The following is a 346-nucleotide window of genomic DNA, read 5'->3' on the forward strand; positions in this document are numbered from 1 at the left end:
GTTTTCAGTTAAAACTGCCACAGCAACCGCTAAACCCACAACGAATAATACTTTTAATCCTGTTTTCATCTTAAATCAACCCCATTCTTTTCATATGTAAATCCGCTTCTAAACTTTTATTGAAGTAAAAAACAGACTGCTCATAAAGTGTTTGCTTTTCACAATACTTAGCCGCAAAATGTGAAAGCTCTTTTACTTCATGATATTCATTCTTCTCTTCTAACTTTCTTAATTTCTCATCAATTTGCTGAAATCTTTGTGGTGCATTCGTTAAGTAAAGGTCATGGACGATGCCTATTTTCAGCTGAAACACTTCATGAGAAGCATCTTTTATTCGCGCATACGC

1 pseudogene is annotated in these 346 nt (G+C 34.7%); it reads right to left on the reverse strand.

Annotation, left to right across the window (positions count from 1 at the left end):
• Nucleotides 1-70: 70 nt before the first annotated feature.
• Nucleotides 71-346 (reverse strand): annotated as a pseudogene (locus SB658_RS22535) (tetratricopeptide repeat protein); the annotation flags it as partial.

The sequence above is a fragment of the Bacillus sp. SIMBA_008 genome (assembly GCF_046535495.1).
Classification (GTDB): Bacteria; Bacillota; Bacilli; order Bacillales; family Bacillaceae; genus Bacillus; species Bacillus subtilis.